General features: G+C 71.7%; 15 protein-coding genes. 9 read left to right on the top strand and 6 right to left on the bottom strand.

What is annotated here, in order from left to right; genetic code table 11:
* Nucleotides 1–94: 94 nt before the first annotated feature.
* The gene (locus tag ACGFH9_RS30395; RefSeq protein WP_393226211.1) at nt 95–922 is read right to left on the bottom strand and encodes a zf-HC2 domain-containing protein; all 828 of its coding nucleotides are present in this window, start codon (nt 920–922) and stop codon (nt 95–97) included.
* A 72-nt stretch (nt 923–994) separates the two neighbouring features.
* Between ACGFH9_RS30395 and ACGFH9_RS30400 the strand changes: the two genes are divergently transcribed.
* The 8 genes from ACGFH9_RS30400 (at nt 995) to ACGFH9_RS30435 (ending at nt 12,686) form a co-directional block, all read left to right on the top strand.
* Nucleotides 995–2,035, top strand: coding sequence for an SAM-dependent methyltransferase (locus ACGFH9_RS30400; protein WP_355235107.1), 1,041 nt, complete (start codon nt 995–997; stop codon nt 2,033–2,035).
* 410 nt (nt 2,036–2,445) lie between these two features.
* Nucleotides 2,446–2,535: a K(+)-transporting ATPase subunit F gene (gene kdpF / locus ACGFH9_RS30405; protein ID WP_355049123.1), complete on the top strand. Its 90-nt coding sequence runs from the start codon at nt 2,446–2,448 to the stop codon at nt 2,533–2,535.
* Nucleotides 2,535–4,190, top strand: coding sequence for a potassium-transporting ATPase subunit KdpA (kdpA, locus tag ACGFH9_RS30410; RefSeq protein WP_393226181.1), 1,656 nt, complete (start codon nt 2,535–2,537; stop codon nt 4,188–4,190). The genes kdpF and kdpA overlap by 1 nt, the downstream gene beginning before the upstream one ends.
* A gap of 20 nt (nt 4,191–4,210) precedes the next feature.
* On the top strand, nt 4,211–6,394 hold the full coding sequence (gene kdpB / locus ACGFH9_RS30415) for a potassium-transporting ATPase subunit KdpB (RefSeq protein ID WP_393226183.1): 2,184 nt from the start codon (nt 4,211–4,213) through the stop codon (nt 6,392–6,394).
* The gene (locus tag ACGFH9_RS30420) at nt 6,394–7,275 is read left to right on the top strand and encodes a potassium-transporting ATPase subunit C (protein ID WP_393226186.1); all 882 of its coding nucleotides are present in this window, start codon (nt 6,394–6,396) and stop codon (nt 7,273–7,275) included. The genes kdpB and ACGFH9_RS30420 overlap by 1 nt, the downstream gene beginning before the upstream one ends.
* A gap of 71 nt (nt 7,276–7,346) precedes the next feature.
* Nucleotides 7,347–9,899 carry a DUF4118 domain-containing protein gene (locus tag ACGFH9_RS30425; RefSeq protein WP_393226189.1) on the top strand — a complete coding sequence of 851 codons (2,553 nt, stop codon included), beginning with the start codon at nt 7,347–7,349 and terminating at the stop codon, nt 9,897–9,899.
* Nucleotides 9,896–10,576, top strand: coding sequence for a response regulator (locus tag ACGFH9_RS30430; protein ID WP_393226192.1), 681 nt, complete (start codon nt 9,896–9,898; stop codon nt 10,574–10,576). Before ACGFH9_RS30425 ends, ACGFH9_RS30430 begins: the two co-directional genes overlap by 4 nt.
* A gap of 100 nt (nt 10,577–10,676) precedes the next feature.
* Nucleotides 10,677–12,686 (top strand): FAD-dependent oxidoreductase, encoded by a 2,010-nt coding sequence (locus ACGFH9_RS30435; protein WP_393226194.1) that lies wholly within the window; start codon nt 10,677–10,679, stop codon nt 12,684–12,686.
* Here ACGFH9_RS30435 and ACGFH9_RS30440 read toward each other — a convergent pair.
* Both ACGFH9_RS30440 and ACGFH9_RS30445 read right to left on the bottom strand, forming a co-directional pair.
* Complete coding sequence (locus ACGFH9_RS30440) at nt 12,647–12,979, bottom strand: SAV_915 family protein (RefSeq protein ID WP_393226196.1); 333 nt, start codon at nt 12,977–12,979, stop codon at nt 12,647–12,649. The two genes, ACGFH9_RS30435 and ACGFH9_RS30440, sit on opposite strands and share 40 nt — an antisense overlap.
* Entirely contained in the window at nt 12,976–13,380 is a 405-nt protein-coding gene (locus ACGFH9_RS30445; RefSeq protein WP_393226199.1) for a hypothetical protein, read from the bottom strand. Before ACGFH9_RS30445 ends, ACGFH9_RS30440 begins: the two co-directional genes overlap by 4 nt.
* Nucleotides 13,381–13,592: 212 nt before the next feature.
* Between ACGFH9_RS30445 and ACGFH9_RS30450 the strand changes: the two genes are divergently transcribed.
* Nucleotides 13,593–14,348: a dienelactone hydrolase family protein gene (locus tag ACGFH9_RS30450; protein WP_393226201.1), complete on the top strand. Its 756-nt coding sequence runs from the start codon at nt 13,593–13,595 to the stop codon at nt 14,346–14,348.
* Nucleotides 14,349–14,387: 39 nt separating this feature from the next.
* Here the strand turns inward: ACGFH9_RS30450 and ACGFH9_RS30455 are convergent, their stop codons facing one another.
* From ACGFH9_RS30455 to ACGFH9_RS30465, 3 genes are all read right to left on the bottom strand, one after another.
* A complete protein-coding gene (locus ACGFH9_RS30455) occupies nt 14,388–15,491 on the bottom strand; it encodes an L-dopachrome tautomerase-related protein (RefSeq protein WP_393226204.1) in 1,104 nt (367 codons plus the stop codon).
* Between the two features lie 215 nt (nt 15,492–15,706).
* On the bottom strand, nt 15,707–16,582 hold the full coding sequence (locus ACGFH9_RS30460) for an SMP-30/gluconolactonase/LRE family protein (RefSeq protein WP_393226208.1): 876 nt from the start codon (nt 16,580–16,582) through the stop codon (nt 15,707–15,709).
* A gap of 143 nt (nt 16,583–16,725) precedes the next feature.
* The gene (locus tag ACGFH9_RS30465; protein ID WP_393226213.1) at nt 16,726–16,920 is read right to left on the bottom strand and encodes a hypothetical protein; all 195 of its coding nucleotides are present in this window, start codon (nt 16,918–16,920) and stop codon (nt 16,726–16,728) included.
* Nucleotides 16,921–17,010: the final 90 nt, after the last annotated feature.

The raw sequence follows: 17,010 nt of genomic DNA on the forward strand, positions 1-17,010 counted from the left end.
CGGATTCCTGCGCCTGGCCTGCGCTCTCATCTGCTACCGCCGCGCCGACCGACTCAACCTGTTGACCAGCAACAAACCCAACTGACACACGGTCTCAGGCCGCCCGACGGTCGCCAGTCCGCGCCGCCGGGGCGGCGTGGCGGTCGGCGGCCTGCGCCGGGTACGCCCCGGAGTTGACCACCCGCAGGGGCCGCTCGGCCTCGTCCGCGCCGAACCGCCAGCGCGACGGCGCCGGTTGCCGCTGCGGGGCGGGTCCGCCGGGACGCAGCCCCGGGCGGGACAGCAGCACGGTGACCAGGTAGCCGACCACCAGGAAACCGTGACTGACCAGTCGTTCCCCGCTGACCGACCCGGTGGCCAGGTCGTTGACCGAGAGCAGCAGCAGGGTGCCGACGAACGCACTGAGCATCGGCAGGAGCCCCGCCGGCGGGCTGCGACGAACCGCCACGAAGAGGAAGCCGGCCCCGACCGCCACGTTCCAGGCGGCCGACTCGTGCCACAGGTGCTGGCCGGAGGCGTGCAGGTGCTCGGCGGTAGCTCCCCGGCCCACCTGGGCCAGGCCGAGGACCAGTTGAACCGCGCCGAGCAGCCCGAGCGCCGCGCGCAGCCCGAGCACGAGGGCGCCGCGTCCGGGCAGGTGGGGCCGCCACCGCGACCGTCGGGCCGCAGGCGTGTCACCGGTGTCGGCGACCCCGCCGGCAGCGGCAGCGCCGCCGAGGGCGGCCAGGATCGCGTCGGTCCGGTCGGGGACATCAGTGACCAATCGGGTACGAACGCGGCGCGTTACCGCCGCCGCCGTCGCGAACCACGCCCGGCACTGGGCGCACTCGTCCAGGTGCCCCTGCGCCGCCGCCCGTTCGACGGCGGTCTCTTCCCCGTCCAACTGCGCGGACAGGACCTCCCGCCACTGCTCACACCCCATGTGTGGGTAGTCGGTCCGCAGACCGCTCCGGTTCCCGGCGACCGTCACCCGTTGTGGAATACTCGCCCGATCATGACGCGCTACGGCCTGCTGATCCTGCCCGCCACCAACCGGGTGTACGCCCGCTCCGCCATCGACCTCACCCGGGCCGAGCTGGAGATCTTCGGCCGATCGGCGCTCGACGGCCGGATCGACGAGCTGGACACCGAGGTCGTCGGTGGCGCGACGTACGTCACGTTCGCCGGCGACGGGCTGACCGAACGGGACCTGGCCGTCCTGGGCAATCTCTCCGCCGGGTACGCACTGTTCGAGATCGTCGGCGACCTGCTGCGCCCGGTCGACTGGAGCCGGCTGGACCGCTACGACGACGACCTGCTCACCATCCAGAAGTACGCGGGTAAGACCAACGAGCAGTTCACCAAGCTGCTGCTCAACGTCACCCTGCTCGCGTCGGACTGGGCCGGCGAGCTGACCGACCGCCGGTTCCGCGTGCTCGACCCGCTCTGCGGTCGGGGCACCACCCTCAACCAGGCGCTGATGTACGGCTTCGACGCGGCTGGCATCGAGCGCGATCAGAAGGACGTCGAGGCGTACCGGGCGTTCGTCACCACCTGGCTGAAGCAGAAGCGCGTCAAGCACCGGGTGCTGGAGTCGGGACCGGTGCGGCGCGAGCGCAAGGTGGTCGGCCGGCGGGTACGCATCGAGCTGGCCCCGACGCGCGAGGAGCACAAGGCGGGCCGCACGCAGTTGCTGGACGTGGTGAACGCCGACACCACCCGGGCCGGTGAGTTCTTCCGCCCGGAGACCGTCGACGTGGTGGTCGCCGACGCGCCGTACGGCGTACAGCACGGCAGTCGTACCGCCGACAAGGGCTTGTCACGTGATCCGCTGGCGCTGCTCGCGGACGCCGCGCCGGTCTGGGCCCGGTTGCTGCGCCCCGGCGGCGCGCTCGGCATCTCGTGGAACACCCATGTCGCGAGCCGGGACGACGCGGCGGCCGCACTGGCCGACGCCGGCCTGACAGTGGTCGACGACGAGCCCTACCGCGCGTTGCGGCACCGGGTCGACCAGTCGATCATGCGCGACGTGCTGGTGGCCCGCCGCCCGGCCTGACCCGCCGCGCCCCGGGGGCCTGGCCGCCCGTGACCACCCTCCCTTCGGCCCCTTTGCTCTGCTTCAACCGGCGCAACAGTTTCGGAGCCTTTCTGTCTCCTGGGCTGAAGCAGAGCAAAGGACGGACACCCACCCCTCGGCCCCCTCGGCCCCTCGGCTCTGTGCCGCATTTCACCTGATCAGGCGCGCGCGTGAAAACCGCGTCAAGAAAACGCGCACCCCCGTCACGGTCGCGTTATGACCCCTGTCGCCCGGTGGGCACCCGAGCTTTGCTTGCCCGGCGCGACCGGAAGGCGGTCGCGACGAACCTTTCCGGTAAGAGGAGTCAGCGTGTCTGACGTGGTGTTCGTGGTCCTCACGGTGGCGCTGTTCGCAGTGCTCGCCCTGGTGGTCCGGGCGGTGGAGAAGCTGTGAACGCGGCAAACGCGGTTGGTCTGGTGCTCGCGATCGTCCTGGGCGCGTTCCTGGTGTTCGCCCTGCTGTTTCCGGAGCGCTTCTGATGACCATGACAACAGCGGGCGTCATCTTCGTGCTGACGCTGGTGGCGGCCCTGGTGGCCGTCTACAAGCCGTTCGGCGACTACATGTTCCGGGCGGTCTCCGGGACGAGGCAGTCGCGCGTCGAGCGGGGTATCTACCGCCTCGTCGGGGTCAACCCGACCGCCGAGCAGACCTGGGGCGTGTACGCCCGCAGCGTGCTGGCGTTCTCGGCCGTCTCGATCCTGTTCCTGTACCTGTTCCAGCGGGTGCAGAACCACCTGTGGCTGTCGCTGGGCTTCGACCCGGTGGTGCCGCACGGCGCGTGGAACACGGCCGTGTCGTTCGTGACGAACACGAACTGGCAGTCGTACTCGGGTGAGTCGACGATGGGCCACCTCGTGCAGATGGCCGGCCTGGCCGTGCAGAACTTCGTCTCGGCGGCGGTCGGCATCGCGGTGGCGGTCGCGCTGGTCCGCGGCTTCGCCCGCAGTCGCACCGGGCAGCTCGGCAACTTCTGGGTCGACCTGATCCGGATCACGCTGCGCATCCTGGTGCCGATCGCGGTGCTCGGCGCGATCGCGCTGATGATCGGCGGGGTGGTGCAGAACCTCTCCGCCGGCACCGACGTGAGCACCCTGACCGGCGGCGCCCAGACCGTCACCGGCGGCCCGGTCGCCAGCCAGGAAGTGATCAAGGAGTTGGGCACCAACGGCGGCGGCTTCTACAACGTCAACAGCGCCCACCCGTTCGAGAACCCCACCACCTGGACGAACTGGCTCCAGATCTTCCTGATCTTCCTGATCCCGTTCAGCCTGCCCCGGGTCTTCGGCCGGATGGTCGGGCAGAACCGGCAGGGCTACGCCATCGCCGCGGTGATGGGCATCCTCGCGTTCCTCAGCGTCGTCATCACCAACGTCTTCGAGCTGGCCGGCCACGGCACGGTCCCGCAGGCCGTCGGCGCGGCGCTGGAGGGCAAGGAGGTGCGGTTCGACGTGTCGAACTCGGCAACCTTCGCCGCCGCCACCACGCTCACCTCGACCGGCGCGGTCAACTCGTTCCACGACTCGTTCACCTCGCTCGGCGGCATGATGACGATGGTCAACATGATGCTCGGCGAGGTCGCGCCCGGCGGGACCGGTTCCGGCCTCTACGGTCTGCTGATCCTCGCGGTGATCACGGTCTTCGTGGCCGGGCTGATGGTCGGTCGCACTCCCGAGTACCTGGGCAAGAAGATCGGCTCGCGGGAGATCAAGTTTGCCTCGCTCTACTTCCTGATCACGCCGATCCTGGTGCTCGTCGGTACGGCGGCCGCGTTCGCCACCGGCAACAACTCGACGGCGCTCAACGTCGGCCCGCACGGCCTCTCCGAGGTGCTGTACGCGTTCACCTCGGCCAGCAACAACAACGGCTCCGCCTTCGGCGGCATCACCGTCAACACCACCTGGTGGGACACCGCGACGGCGCTGTGCATGCTGCTGGGCCGCTTCCTGCCGCTCATCTTCGTGCTCGCGCTGGCCGGCTCGCTGGCCCGCCAGGCACCCACCCCCGCGTCCGAGGGCACCCTGCCGACCCACAAACCGCTGTTCATCGGAATGGTCGTCGGCGTCACCGTGGTCCTCGTCGCGCTGACCTTCCTGCCCGCGCTCGCGCTCGGCCCGCTGGCGGAGGGGCTGTGACCACCATGAGGAACGAGGACATGTCCGTGACATCCGGGCAACCCGTCACCGGAACCGATCAGGGCAACCGGATCGGCGGAGGCCTGCTCGACCCCCAGCAACTGCTCCGGTCCCTGCCGGACGCCGTCCGCAAGCTCAACCCGGCCACGATGTGGCGCAACCCGGTGATGTTGATCGTCGAGGTCGGCGCGGCCTTCACCACCGTGCTGGCGGTGGCCGACCCGTCGGTGTTCGCCTGGGCGATCACCGTCTGGCTGTGGTTGACAGTGATCTTCGCCAACCTGGCCGAGGCGGTCGCCGAGGGCCGGGGCAAGGCCCAGGCCGCGACGCTGCGGCAGGCGAAGAAGGACACCATCGCCACCCGGCTGATCGACTGGAAGCCCGGCGCACGGGCCAACACCTACCGCGACGAGGCGGTACCCGCGCCGGAGCTGCGCCAGGGCGACATCGTGCTCATCGAGGCGGGCGGGATCGTCCCGGGCGACGGCGACATCGTCGAGGGCATCGCCAGCGTCGACGAGTCGGCCATCACCGGCGAGTCGGCCCCGGTCATCCGGGAGTCCGGCGGCGACCGCAGCGCGGTCACCGGTGGCACGAAGGTGCTGTCCGACCGGATCATCGTGAAGATCACCCAGAAGCCGGGGGAGAGCTTCATCGACCGGATGATCGCCCTGGTCGAGGGCGCCAACCGGCAGAAGACGCCGAACGAGATCGCGCTGAACATCCTGCTCGCCGCGCTCACGGTCATCTTCCTGCTGGCCGTGGTCACCCTCCAGCCGTTGGCGATCTTCTCGAAGGCGTACCAGGCCGCGGCTCCGGACAGCGGCGCGATCACCGGCGCCGGCGTGACCGGCGTCGTACTGGTCTCGCTGCTGGTCTGCCTGATCCCCACCACCATCGGCGCGCTGCTGTCGGCCATCGGCATCGCCGGCATGGACCGCCTGGTCCAACGCAACGTGCTGGCGATGAGCGGTCGGGCCGTCGAAGCGGCCGGCGACGTCAACACCCTGCTGCTGGACAAGACCGGCACCATCACGCTGGGCAACCGGCAGGCCGCCGAGTTCGTACCGGTCGAGGGCGTCGACGCCGCGACAGTGGCCGACGCCGCGCAGCTCTCCAGTCTGGCCGACGAGACCCCGGAGGGGCGCTCGGTCGTCGTGCTGGCGAAGAACGAGTTCGGACTGCGCGAACGCGAGCCCGGCGTCATGCCGCACGCCACGTTCGTGCCGTTCACCGCACAGACTCGGATGAGCGGCGTCGACCTGACCCCGGACGCCAGCGTCGACGGCGGCGCGTCGGGCACCGGCCGTCGGGTCCGCAAGGGCGCCGCCGCGGCGGTCATGAAGTGGGTACGCGAGAACGGCGGCCACCCGACCGAGCAGGTCGGCGAGATCGTGGACGCGATCAGCGGCACCGGCGGCACCCCGCTGGTCGTCGCGGAGCACGTCGATGGTGAGCCCGCCCGCGCCCTGGGCGTCATCCACCTCAAGGACGTGGTCAAGTCCGGTATGCGCGAGCGGTTCGACGAGATGCGCCGGATGGGCATCCGGACCGTGATGATCACCGGTGACAACCCGCGTACCGCGAAGGCCATCGCCGACGAGGCCGGGGTGGACGACTTCCTGGCCGAGGCGACGCCGGAGGACAAGCTCGCGCTGATCAAGCGGGAGCAGGAGGGTGGCCGGCTGGTCGCGATGACCGGTGACGGCACCAACGACGCGCCGGCGCTCGCACAGGCCGACGTCGGGGTCGCCATGAACACCGGTACGTCGGCCGCCAAGGAGGCCGGCAACATGGTCGACCTCGACTCCGACCCGACCAAGCTCATCGAGATCGTGGAGATCGGCAAGCAGTTGCTGATCACCCGGGGAGCGCTGACCACGTTCAGCATCTCCAACGACATCGCGAAGTACTTCGCGATCATCCCGGCCATGTTCGCCGGCCTCTATCCGAGCCTGGACGCGCTGAACGTCATGCGGCTGGCCAGCCCGGAGTCGGCGATCCTGTCCGCCGTCATCTTCAACGCCCTGGTGATCATCGCGCTGATCCCGCTCGCCCTGCGCGGCGTGCGGTACCGGCCGGCCGCCGCGTCGAAGCTGCTCAGCCGCAACCTGCTGGTCTACGGCCTGGGCGGCATCATCGTGCCGTTCATCGGGATCAAGCTCATCGACCTGCTCATCCAGTTCGTCCCGGGGATTTCGTGATGCGCCTACCCACCTGGATCGCCCAACACCTCGCCGCCCTGCGCGCACTGCTCGTCTTCACGGTGCTGCTCGGCCTGGTCTACCCACTGGCCCTGGTCGCGCTCGGCCAGCTGCCCGGCCTCGACCACAGGGCCGACGGCTCGCTGATCACCTCGGGCGGCACCACCGTCGGCAGCTCGCTGATCGGCCAGTCCTTCACCGACGCGGACGGCAACCCCGTCCCGCGCTACTTCCAGTCCCGTCCGTCGGCCGCCGGTGACGGCTACGACCCGACGTCCACCTCGGCCAGCAACCTCGGGCCGGAGAGCGTGGTCGACACCATCGCCACCGACCCGGAGGAGTCCAGCGAGAGCCTGCTCACCCAGGTCTGCGGGCGCAGCAAGGCCGTCGGCGAGCTGAACGGCGTCGACGGGCGGCGGCCCTACTGCACCGACGACGGGGTGGGCGCCGTGCTCGCCGTCTTCCGCGCCGACGGTCTGACCGGCCCGGTCACCCGGGTGGTCAGCGTCAACCAGGTCGCCCCGGCGACACCGTTCGTCACCTCGTACCAGGGGGTCGCGGTGGAGCTGGCCAAGCCGGGCGAGGACTACGTGGCGGCCGGCGGGGTGGTCACCCCGATCCGGGGTGACGCGCCGGCCGACCCGGCCGTGCCCGGCGACGCGGTCACCTCCAGCGCCAGCGGCCTCGACCCGCAGATCAGCCCGGCGTACGCCGAGTTGCAGGTCAACCGGGTCGCGCGGGAGCGTGGCGCGGACCCGGCGGCGGTCCGCAGGCTCATCGAGGAGCACACCGATGGGCGGGGGCTCGGCTTCATGGGCGAGCCCGGCGTGAACGTGCTGGAACTCAACGTCGCCCTCGACAAGCAGTTCGCCGCGCGCTGAGCGTCCCGTGGGCGGGGCCGTGCCGACCGGCGCGGCCCCGCCCGCCACTCTGACCAGGGAGGATGGTTCCCGTGTCACGCGGAGAACTACGCATCTATCTCGGGGCTGCTCCCGGCGTCGGCAAGACGTACGCCATGTTGGAGGAGGCCCAGCGGCGGGCTGCGCGCGGCACCGACGTGGTGATCGGTTTCGTGGAGACCCACGGCCGCCAGCACACCGCCGCGATGGTCGGCGACCTGGAGCAGGTGCCCCGTCGGGCGATGACCTACCGGGGCGTCGAGTTCACCGAGATGGACGTGGACGCGGTGCTGGCCCGCCGGCCGGAGATCGTGGTCGTCGACGAGCTGGCTCACAGCAACGTGCCCGGCGCCCGGCACGACAAGCGCTGGCAGGACGTCCAGGAGCTGCTGGACGCCGGGATCGACGTGCTGTCCACGGTCAACGTGCAGCACCTGGAATCCGTGAACGACGTCGTCGCCCAGATCACCGGCACCACCCAGCGGGAGACCGTGCCGGACGAGATCGTCCGCGCCGCCGAGCAGGTCGAGCTTGTCGACATGACCCCGGAGGCGCTGCGCCGGCGGATGGCGCACGGCAACATCTACCGACCCGACAAGATCGACGCCGCGCTCGGCAACTACTTCCGGGTCGGCAACCTCACCGCGCTGCGCGAACTGGCGCTGCTCTGGCTGGCCGACAAGGTCGACGAGCAGCTCGACAGGTACCGCAGCCAGCAGGGCATCGCCGCCACCTGGGAGGCCCGGGAACGCGTCGTGGTCGCGCTGACCGGCGGCCCGGAGGGCGAGACGCTGATCCGCCGGGCGGCCCGGATCGCCGCCCGCAGCAAGGGCGCCGACCTGCTCGCCGTACACGTGGCCCGCAGCGACGGTCTGGCCGGCGCCGACCCGGCCCAGCTCGCCCGCCAACGCGTGCTCGTGGAGAGCCTGGGAGGCACGTACCACCAGGTGCTCGGCACCGACGTGCCGGCCGCGCTGCTCGACTTCGCCCAGGGCGTGAACGCCACCCAACTCGTGCTCGGCGCGAGTCGGCGGGGTCGCCTCGCGCAGATCTTCGCCCGGGGCGTCGGGGTGACCACCACCGCGCTCTCCGGCTCGATCGACGTACACCTGGTCACCCACAAGCAGGCCGGCAAGGGCCGGCGGGCGGCGGCCGTGCCGGCGGCGCTGTCCCGCCGTCGTCGACTGCTCGGCTTCGGCCTGGCGGTGCTCGGCATGTCCCTGCTCACGCTGCTGCTCAAGGCGCTGCCCGACCTGACCCTCACCAACGACATCCTGCTGTTCCTCGCCGGGGTGGTCGGGGTCGCGCTGGTCGGCGGGGTGTGGCCGGCGCTGGTCGCCGCGCTCGGCGGTTCGCTGCTGCTCAACTGGTTTTTCACCCCGCCGTACCGGACTCTCACCATCGCCGAGGCCGACAACCTGCTCGCCCTGGCCGTCTTCGTCGGGGTGGCCCTCGCGGTGAGCTGGATCGTCGACGTGGCCGCCCGGCGTACCCGCGAGGCCGCGCGTGCCGCCGCCGACGCGCAGACCCTCGCCGCCGTCGCCGGCGGCGTGCTGCGCGGCGAACGCCCGCTGCCCGCGCTGCTGGACCAGCTCCGGGAGACCTTCGGACTGCGCGCGGTGAGCCTGCTGGAGCTGGCCGAGGAGGCCAGCGGCCGCCCCGAGCGGGCCCGCGAGGAGCACGCCTGGTGCGTCGTGGCCAGCGTCGGCGAGCAGGCGGCCTGCACGCCCGACGACGGCGAGACGGCGGTACCCGTCGACGAGCGGATCACCGTCGTGCTCAGCGGCCGGCGGTTGGAGGCCGCCGACCGGCGGATCGTCGAGGCGTTCGCCGCCCAGGCCGCCGTCGCGCTACGCCAGGAACGGCTCGCCGAGGAGGCCGCCACCGCCCGGCCGCTCGCCGAGGCCGACCGGATGCGCACCGCGCTGCTCGCGGCGGTCAGCCACGATCTGCGTACGCCGCTGGCGTCGGCGAAGGCGGCGGTGACCAGCCTGCGCAGTCACGACATCGAGTTCGACGAGGCCGACCGCGAGGAGTTGCTGGAGACCGCCGAGGAGTCACTGGACCGCCTCGCCCGGCTGGTCGCGAACCTGCTGGACATGAGCCGTCTCCAGGCCGGCGCACTGGGCATCACGTCGACCGCCATCGGCCTGGAGGACGCCGTACCCCTGGCTCTGGACGAACTTGGCCCCGCGGCCGCGACCGTCGCGACGGACATCCCGGCCGACCTGCCGGCCGCGACCGCCGACCCGGGCCTGCTGGAACGGGTGCTGGTCAACGTCATCGCGAACGCGTTGCGCTACAGCCCGCCCGACCAGCCGCCCACGATCACCGCCAGCGCGCACGCCGGCCAGGTGGAGCTGCGGGTCATCGACCGGGGGCCGGGCATCCCGGAAGACAAGTGGGAGCACGTCTTCCTGCCGTTCCAGCGACTCGGTGACCGGGACAACCAGACCGGCGTCGGCCTCGGGCTCGCCCTGTCCCGAGGGTTGGCCGAGGCGATGGGTGGCAGCATCACCCCGGAGACCACCCCCGGTGGTGGGCTCACCATGGTGCTGCGGCTGCCCGCCGCCGCGCAGACCAGCCCGGAGGAGCCGCAGAAATGACGCGCATCCTGGTCGTCGACGACGAACCGCAGATCCTGCGGGCGCTGCGGATCAACCTGCGCGCCCGCCGGTACGACGTGGACGTCGCCGCAACCGGGGCCGCCGCGTTGAAGGCCGCCGCCAGTCACCCGCCCGACCTGGTGGTCCTCGACCTCGGCCTGCCCGACATCGACGGTGTGGAGGTGATCCGGGGCCTGCGCGGCTGGACCGCCGTACCGATCATCGTGCTCTCCGGCCGGGCGGGCAGCGAGGACAAGGTCGCCGCGCTCGACGCCGGTGCCGACGACTACGTCACCAAGCCGTTCGGCGTGGAGGAGCTGCTGGCCCGCATCCGCGCGGTGACCCGGCGGCTCGGCGCGCCCAGCGAGGCCGTGCCGGCGCTACGGATCGGGCGGCACACCGTCGACCTGGCCGACCACCGCGTGTGGCGCGACGACGACACCGAGGTCAAGCTGACCCCCACGCAGTGGGGCGTGCTGGAGAAGCTGCTGCGCCACCCCGGCAAGCTGGTCAGCCAGCGCCAGCTCCTGCAGGAGGTGTGGGGGCCGGAGTACCAGAACGAGACCAACTACCTGCGGCAGTACCTGGCCCAGCTCCGGCGCAAGTTGGAGGACGATCCGGCCCGTCCCCGCCACCTCATCACCGAGCCTGGGATGGGTTACCGCTACCGTCCCTGACCCGTTGACACCCGCCCGAAGAGATTGAAGAATTGCGTATCGCAGCGGCAGCGGCGTGCTTCTGTAACCGTCCCCTCCGGTTACCCCGATGGAGTTCGCCGTGTCCCTACCCCTGTCCCGTCGCCGGCTGTTGACCGCCGGCGGCGCCGGTCTCGTCCTGGCCGGCCTGGCCGACCCGTTCCGCGCCGGCCCGGCCCGAGCCGCCGTCACCGCTGCCGACCTGGTCGTCTACGGTGCCACCTCCGGCGGGCTGGCCGCCGCGATCACCATGCGCCGGCTCGGCCGTACCGCCGTGGTGGTCGAGCCCACCCGGCACGTCGGCGGGCTGAGCACCGCCGGGCTCGGCGCCACCGACACCGGCGTCCAGGCGTCCATCGGCGGGCTGGCGGCCGAGTTCTACCGCCGGGTGTACGTCAAGTACCACGGCGGAACCCGCACCCCGACGTCCCCGCTGCGGATGACCTTCGAACCGCACGTCGCCACCGAGGTCTTCGCGGAGATGCTGGCCGAGGCGGACGTCCCGGTGATCGTCGACGCCCGACTGGCCGGCCTCGGCCGCACCGGCAACCGGATCACCGAGCTGCGCACCGAGGACGGCTCGGTCTACCGGGGTGCGATGTTCGTGGACGCCACCTACGAGGGCGACCTGTTGGCCATGGCCGGGGTGGGGTTCACCGTCGGGCGGGAGTCCAACGAGACCTACGGCGAGACGATCAACGGGGTGCAGTCCCGCAGCACCCACCAGTTCGTCTACCCCGTCGACCCGTACGTCACGGCCGGCTCGCCCGCCAGCGGCCTGCTGCCGGGCATCTCCACCACACCACTCGCCCCGCAGGGCAGCGGCGACGACCGCATCCAGGCGTACTGCTTCCGGATGTGCCTGACCCAGGCGGCGAACCGCATCCCGTTCGGCAGGCCGTCCGGCTACGACCCGATCCGGTACGAGCTGCTGCTGCGCCACATCCAGGCCGGCTACACCGGGCCGTACTTCACCAGCAACTCGATCGGCGGCGGCAAGACCGACTCCAACAACAACGGCGCTGTCTCCACCGACGACATCGGCTTCAACTACGCGTACCCGACGGCGAGCTGGGCCGCCCGGGAGAGCATCATCGCGGAGCACCGCACGTACCAGCAGGGGCTGATGTGGTTCCTGGCCAACGATCCCCGGCTGCCGGCCTCGGTGCGTGAGTCGACCGCCCGGTGGGGGCTGCCGGTCGACGAGTTCACCGGCACGAGTGGCTGGCCGCCGCTGCTCTACATCCGCGAGGCGCGCCGGATGGTCTCCGCGTACGTCATGACCGAGGCCGACTGCCGGGGCCGGGTACGCGCCACCGACTCCGTGGGTCTGGCCAGCTACACGATGGACTCGCACAACTGTCAGCGGGTCGTCGTCGACGGCCGGGTCCGCAACGAGGGGGACGTGCAGATCAGCGTCCCGCAGCCGTACCCGGTGAGCTACCGCGCGATCGTCCCGCACGAGGCACAGTGCGCCAACCTGCTCGTGCCGGTCTGCCTCTCGGCCAGCCACATCGCGTACGGCTCGATCCGGATGGAACCCGTGTTCATGATCCTCGGGCAGGCGGCGGCCACCGCGGCGTCCCTGGCGCTCACCGGCAACCTCCCCGTGCAGACCATCTCCGTACCCGCCCTCCAGGCCCGGCTCCGTCAGGACGGCGCGGTGCTCGACTGGGGTACGCCTGGCGAGGTGATCCTGGACAACGCAGCGGCCAGCGGGATCACCCGGGCCGGGACGTGGGTGCGCAGCGTCGACGTCGGCGGCTACTACGGCGCCGACTACGAACACGACGGCAACACCGCCAAGGGCGTCAACCGGCTGCGGTTCCGCCCGACCCTGCCGACCTCCGGGTCGTGGACGGTGCAGCTGCGCTGGACCGGGCACCCGAACCGGGCGACGAACGTGCCGGTGGACATCACGTACTCCGGTGGGGTGACCACCCGGACCGTCGACCAGCGGCAGTCCGGCGGCCAGTGGGTGGCGCTGGGCACCTACCCGTTCACGGCGGGCAGCGACGGGAGCGTGCTGATCCGCACCGAGAACACCGACGGCTACGTGGTCGCCGACGCGGTGCGCTTCGTGCCGGCCTGAACGGGGGCGGAGGTGCTCGGCGCCCTGTCGCCGATGCTCTCGTCGACCGGTGGCGCCACCAGCAGCGGGTCGACCTGGATCCGGTCGATGCCGAGCGGCCGCAGCATGCCGCGCAGGGCCGACTCGCACAGCTCCTCCCAGGCCTGGTCGGCGCCCATCGCGGTGACCAGCAGGTCGGGTCGGGTGAAGGCGATACCCACCCGCTCGCCCTGGGGCGTACGCCCGGTCCGCAGCATCCCCAGCAGTCGTCCCGGCAGCGCACGCACCGGAACGACGTAGACGATCGGGCTCATGCGGCGGACACCGCCCACACCGGTGCGTCGTCGCGCCGCTCGGCCGGCCGGGACAGGTCGAGCGCGCGGAGGATGTAGTTGGCCTCGACCACCTCCACCCCGGCGCGCAGACGCAGGTCGGCCACGGCGCGATGCAGCACGGTCATGCTGTTCGCGGAGAGCCGCACCACGGCGTCGACATCGGCGGCGATCCACCACGCGTCGACGGCGCACGGCTCGTGCCGCAGGTACTCCACCAGGTGGCTGCCGGGCGCGGACGGCCCGAGCTGAACGCTGACCAGGGCCTCGTGCCGGCGTTCGGGTGTCCCCACGCCGGCCGCCGGCTCGATCGGGTCGCCGTCGCCGTCGGTGTCGGGCGACACATTCCCGCGTTCCCAACGCGTCATCCGCCAAGGGCTCATGGACCCATCGTCACCGTCCACCGGCGGCGAAGGGGCCGCCGATACGCCGTTTCGACGGGTGCCCGCCGATTCTTGACGCGTCGTTGACGCCGCACCGCCTCCGCACCGCCTCCGTATCGCCTCCGTATCGCCTCCGCGCTGGAGCGGTGTCGGCCACGCCGGCGGGGCGAGTAACGTCGGAACCGACCAAGATCGGCGTACGAGGAGGCTCGGTGCAGACGACGACCGTGGACATCCCGACCAGCGACGGAACGGCGGACGCGAGCCTGACCCGGCCTGACGGTGACGGCCCGTTCCCGGCCGTGCTGCTCTTCATGGACGCCTTCGGCCCCCGGCCCCGTCTGGTGGAGATGGCCGAGCGGATCGCCGAACGCGGCTACCTGGTGCTTACGCCCCACCTGTTCTACCGGGCCGGCCGGGCGCCGCTGTTCGACCTGTCGCGGCTCGGCGAGGCCGACCAGCGGGGTGCCCTCTTCGAGAAGATCGTGCCGCTGATCGGGGCGTTGACCCGGGAGGTGATCAGCCGGGACACCGGGGCGTTCCTGGACTTCCTGGCCGCCCGCGACGACGTCCGGCCGGGTCCGGTGGCGATCACCGGCTACTGCATGGGCGGAACGAACGCGCTGTGGGCCATCGAGGCGTACCCGGACCGGATCGCCGCCGTTGCCAGCTTCCACGCCGGACGGGTCGTCACCGACGCGCCGGACAGCCCGCACCTGGGCGTCGGCGCCATCACCGGCGAGCTGTACTTCGGGCACGCCGACGCGGACCAGTCCATGACGCCCGAGCAGATCGCCACGCTGGAGAAGGCGCTCGACGCCGCGGGCGTGCGCTACCGCTCCGAGGTGTACGAGGGCGCCCACCACGGCTTCACGATGGCCGACACCCCCATGTACCACGAGGAGGGCACCGAACGGCACTGGGTGGCCCTGTTCGACCTGCTGGACCGCACCCTGCCGGTGGACTGACCCGGGCCTACCCGGAGGCCCGGGCTGCGTCCCTGCCGGTCAGGGGCGCAGCAGCACCGGGCCGGCGTCGACGCGGACACGGAACAGCCCGTACGGCTTGCGTCGCAGGTCCTGGCCCCGCTGGTACTGCGGCTGCCGGTGCAGTTGGTTCGCCGTCACGTACAGGTACCCGTCGGTCGCCACCGACATCGTGTCCGGCCAGAGCAGCCGCGGGTCGTGCACGAAGGTCTCGTACTCGCCGTCCGGGAGCCGCCGCAGCACCGCGTTGTGCTCGTACGAGGTGAAGTAGAGCCGCCCCTTGTCGTCGGACTCCAACCCGTCCGACCCGGTGCCCTTGTCCCCCTCGTCGACGACCGTCGCGGCGACCGCCTCCTGGGTTACCGACGGGTCCGCCAACGCGTCGGCCGAGACGCTGTGCAGGTGTCGGGACATCAGCGGGGAGTAGTACAGCCGGGCGCCGTCCGCCGAGATGGCGATGCCGTCGGAGCCCATCGCCAACGGCTTCGACGGCCCGTCAGGCGGCTGGTTCATCAGCGGACGGCCCTCGACGAACGGACGGAAGGTCGTCACCGGGTCCGCCTTCGTGGACGGGTGGTCGTGCAGCCGCCGCCAGGAGGCCCCGCTGGCCAGGTCCACCACGATGATCCCGTTCGGCCCGGAGTCCGTCGAGTCGGTGATGTAGGCGACCCCGGCCTCGCCCTTGCGCAGGTCGAACCGCACGTCGTTCAGGTACGTCGTCGAGGGCGCCACGTCCTGCGGAAAAGTGATCACCTGGGCCACCGTGTCGGTGTCCAGGTCGATCCGGACCAGCTTCGGCCCACCCGGCTTCGTCGGCTGGAATTTCGGGCTGCCGGTGTCCACCACCCACAGCCGGTCCGCCGGGTCCACCACGATGCTCTGCACGGACACGAACGCGCCCGCGTCGTCGACGCCGGATGGGCTGTTCCACGCCTGATCGGGGTAGGGCACCTCCTGGCCGTCGCGCAGCTCGACCACGCTGACGTGCGGGTCGTCGCTCCACTGCGGGAAGTTGATGAAGATCCGACCCTGGTGCGAGACGCTCACCCCGGTCGGCATCGGCCCGGTGAACGTGTGCACCAGCTCCAGTTCGCCGAGCGGCTCGTCACCGACCGGCCCGTTCACGCCGCACGTCCCATGGTGCTCATCGTCCAGCCCCCCTGATGGTCGACCCACTGCCGCTTCCGGCGTGGCTATTCCCGCCCCGGCGTCCGATATGCCTCCGCCGTGCTGCTCGCTGCTCGGGCTGCCAGGCTGCTCGGGCTGCCAGGCTGCTCGTGCCGCCGGGCTGCTCGTGCGGCTCGTGCGGGCCGTTCGGGGGCGACCCGCGCCGGGTTGTGTCAGGCGGCGCGGGCGTACGAGATCGGCAGGCCGGGCACGGCGACGTCGACCGCGAGCAGCGCGCCGTCCGTGGGACCGGCCGGCGTGAGGCCGATCGAGGCGGTGCCGATGAAGAGTCGCCGCAGGTCGGAGCCGCCCAGGCAGATGCCGGTCGGCTGGACCGCCGGTAGCCGGATCTCCCGGTCCAGGGTGCCGTCGGGCCGGTAGCGGCGGACGGCCGAGCCGCCCCACAGCGCGATCCAGAGGTGGTCCGCCGCGTCGACGGTCATCCCGTCCGGGCTGCCCTCGCCCGCTGCGAGTCGCACGAACGGCGCCCGCCCGTGCAGGTCGCCGGTGGCCGGGTCGACGGCGAACCGGTCGATCGCGCCGCGCGGCGTGTCCGCCAGGTACATGGTGGTGCCGGTGGCGTCGAAGGCCGGCCCGTTCGGGATGGACAGGCCGGTCACCGCGGGCACCGGTGCCGTGCCTGGGTCGAGCCGGTACAGCGTGCCCCCGCCGGGGCCGCCGGCGTACGTCATGCTGCCGGCCCAGAAGCGGCCGTGCGGGTCGGCGACCGCGTCGTTCATCCGGGTGGGCTCGGGCGCGTCGGCCACCAGGTCGGCGACCGGCCGGGGTTCACCGGCGGCGGGCAGCACGGCGATGCCCGTGCCGGCGGCGGCCAGCCAATCGCCGGGCCGGTCGGCCACCGGGGCGACCGCGCCGAGCGGAACGTCGAGGCGGCGCAGCTCGCGTAGTGGGCCGGGCCGGTCGCCGCCGGTCTCCAGCAGGCGCCCGGCCAGCAGGTCGACGAGGACCAGCCGGTTGTCGACCCAGCGTACCCCCTCGCCCAGCTCCAACCGCTCCGCGTTCCAGACGGTCGGTTCGGTCAGCTCCATCTCGCGCCTCCTGCGGCTCTCCAGCGGGTCCGTGGCGTTGCCGCCGACCGCCGGTCAGCGGACCGTACCGCGCATCTCCACCGTCCACGCTCCGGTAGCGGGCATGGTTGCCGGTCCGGGGTCGGCCGTTGGCGCGGGTTGGCTCATGTACGCCGGTGGTAGTGGTTGCGTCGGGGAATCTGCTCGGGATCAAGCCAGGCGGGTGGAACGAAGACCGGCTGGCCATCACCGCCGAGCCGGACGTTCCAGTCGCTGTGGTGGATGTGGCGGTGATGGTGGCCGCAGAGGAGGACGGCGTTGTCGAGGCTCGTGGCGCCGCCGTCGGCCCAGTGTCGGATGTGGTTGAGTCGGCCCGGGGCGCGGTGGCGGCGTTGCCGCTGCTCCGTTTCCCCGGGCCGCTCTCCGAACCCGGCGTGCGACTTTCACCG

It is taken from the genome of Micromonospora sp. NPDC049102 (genome assembly GCF_043197485.1).
Classification (GTDB): Bacteria; Actinomycetota; Actinomycetes; order Mycobacteriales; family Micromonosporaceae; genus Micromonospora.

Excerpts from the sequence above, each read along its gene's own strand:
- ACGFH9_RS30440 (WP_393226196.1), bottom strand. The coding sequence starts at position 12,979 with ATGAGCCCGATCGTCTACGTCGTTCCGGTGCGTGCGCTGCCGGGACGA.
- ACGFH9_RS30420 (WP_393226186.1), top strand. The coding sequence starts at position 6,394 with ATGCGCCTACCCACCTGGATCGCCCAACACCTCGCCGCCCTGCGCGCA.
- ACGFH9_RS30395 (WP_393226211.1), bottom strand. The coding sequence starts at position 922 with ATGGGGTGTGAGCAGTGGCGGGAGGTCCTGTCCGCGCAGTTGGACGGG.
- ACGFH9_RS30460 (WP_393226208.1), bottom strand. The coding sequence starts at position 16,582 with ATGGAGCTGACCGAACCGACCGTCTGGAACGCGGAGCGGTTGGAGCTG.
- ACGFH9_RS30430 (WP_393226192.1), top strand. The coding sequence starts at position 9,896 with ATGACGCGCATCCTGGTCGTCGACGACGAACCGCAGATCCTGCGGGCG.
- ACGFH9_RS30445 (WP_393226199.1), bottom strand. The coding sequence starts at position 13,380 with ATGAGCCCTTGGCGGATGACGCGTTGGGAACGCGGGAATGTGTCGCCC.
- ACGFH9_RS30400 (WP_355235107.1), top strand. The coding sequence starts at position 995 with ATGACGCGCTACGGCCTGCTGATCCTGCCCGCCACCAACCGGGTGTAC.
- kdpA (WP_393226181.1), top strand. The coding sequence starts at position 2,535 with ATGACCATGACAACAGCGGGCGTCATCTTCGTGCTGACGCTGGTGGCG.
- kdpB (WP_393226183.1), top strand. The coding sequence starts at position 4,211 with ATGTCCGTGACATCCGGGCAACCCGTCACCGGAACCGATCAGGGCAAC.